Source organism: Bowmanella yangjiangensis, assembly GCF_017255015.1.
In the GTDB taxonomy this organism is placed as follows: domain Bacteria; phylum Pseudomonadota; class Gammaproteobacteria; order Enterobacterales; family Alteromonadaceae; genus Bowmanella; species Bowmanella yangjiangensis.
Genome location: NZ_JAFKCS010000235.1, coordinates 1 through 1272, shown reverse-complemented (window position 1 = coordinate 1272; position 1272 = coordinate 1). Strand labels below are relative to the sequence as shown.

At 64.8% G+C, this 1272-nt stretch carries 2 protein-coding genes; both read left to right on the top strand.

The window, feature by feature from the left end; all coding sequences use genetic code 11:
* Nucleotides 1-84 precede the first annotated feature (84 nt).
* The gene (locus J0A65_RS23620) at nucleotides 85-783 is read left to right on the top strand and encodes a GGDEF domain-containing protein (protein WP_206596725.1); all 699 of its coding nucleotides are present in this window, start codon (nucleotides 85-87) and stop codon (nucleotides 781-783) included.
* Nucleotides 784-801: 18 nt separating this feature from the next.
* Nucleotides 802-1272, top strand: a 471-nt coding sequence (locus tag J0A65_RS23615) for a FecR domain-containing protein (protein WP_206596724.1), incomplete at its 3' end; no start/stop codon positions are given.

Below are 1272 nucleotides of genomic sequence, written 5' to 3'. Positions count from 1 at the left end.
GCTCGCGCCGTTGCTGGGCGCGGTCCTGGGTGCTGGATGTCACCGCCTGATCGGGCGTGAATGAATTCGCAACGGAGGTGGGCGATGGCAACTATCACATCGATCCATGGTGCGGACGTATCACCTCCGCATGGGCCGACGCATGCCCGGTTGCGCCAGTTGCTGGAGGCGCTGCATGCCCAGCAGCACACCGAGCAGATCATGCAGGCGCGCATCGTCAGCCTGCAGGTCGAGCTCGATGGATACCGCAAGCGCCTGCAGCGCCTCAACGGGCTGGCTCACCAGCAACAGCGCCAGGCGCTGACCGATGTGCTGACGAAGCTGCCGAATCGCCGGGCCTGGGAACTGCGCCTGAACGAAGCGCTGGCCTGTCACCGGCGCCACGGTGGCGACCTGCAACTGGCATTCCTGGATGTGGATCACTTCAAACGCATCAACGATGACTTCGGTCATCCGGCGGGCGACAAGGCCTTGCGCCTGATCGCCAGGTTGCTGGCGTCGCGTTTGCGCGACAGCGACTTTCTGGCGCGATATGGTGGCGAGGAGTTCGCTATCCTGTTGCCCAATACCGGCCGGGAAGCCGGCTACGCGGTGCTCTCGGAACTGTGCAAGAGCATCGAATCGGCGCCCTTTCATGTGCGTGGCCGGCGCCTGCGTATCACCTGTTCGGCTGGTCTGGCGTCGTTCTCGGCTGGTGAGTCGGGCGTGGATACCCTGCGCCGGGCCGATCAGGCCCTGTACAGAGCCAAGAGAAATGGCCGCAATCGCCTGGAGTTGGACTGAGTGACAAGGGAAATGGGGATGCTGGGGTTGCGTGGCGCCTTGAGCGCTGGCGCGTGGTTCTGCAGGGCATTGCTGGTCGTGGGGGCGTGCGCCAGCGTGGACGCATTGGCCGAGCCTGTCGAGGACGGCGAGCTGGTCGGCCCGCTGGCTCCGCAGTTGCCCGTCTATGTCCAGTATCTGGAAGGGCGGGCGTGGATCGTCGACGCGCGAGGCGCGGAAACGGCATTGCGCGAAGGCATGCTGGTCGATGACAAGGAAGGTATTCGCACCGAGGACTCCACGTTCGTCAGCCTGGTCAGTGGCGACGGTTCGCGCATCGTCTTGCCGTCCAGCTCCCAGGTCGAACTGCACTGGGAAGAGGAGCACGAACGCCTGCAGATCATGCTGCGCCAGGGCCAGGTCGAATCCTACGTGCGCAAGCAGGGGGAGGACGACGAGCACTATCAGGTGCTGACCCCGGTCGGGGTGCTTGGCGTGCGTGGTACCCAC

Bases quoted from the DNA above. Each gene is read 5' to 3' on its own strand.
- J0A65_RS23620 (WP_206596725.1), top strand. From the start codon at position 85: ATGGCAACTATCACATCGATCCATGGTGCGGACGTATCACCTCCGCAT.